A 202-nucleotide genomic window follows, 5' to 3' on the forward strand; every position below is an offset into this window, starting at 1 on the left:
GCGGGTGGTGGCGCTCTGGCTGAGCACGACGGCGTCGGCGACCTGCTTCATCTGCAGGTGCCCGCCCTTCCCGTCGTGCTGGCGGCCGAGCACGTCGAGCAGGGAGTACTCGCGCACGCTCAGGTCGTGGCCGGTCTGCAGGGCCCGCTCGATGTGGGCCTCGATCCTGCCGTGCAGCAGGGAGAGCGCGCACCAGCCCTGG

General features: G+C 72.3%; 1 pseudogene. It reads right to left on the reverse strand.

Annotation, left to right across the window (positions count from 1 at the left end):
* A pseudogene (locus IG08_RS0153805) lies at positions 1-202 on the reverse strand (MarR family transcriptional regulator); the annotation flags it as partial.

This window comes from Streptomyces fulvoviolaceus (assembly GCF_000718165.1).
Lineage (GTDB): Bacteria > Actinomycetota > Actinomycetes > Streptomycetales > Streptomycetaceae > Streptomyces > Streptomyces fulvoviolaceus.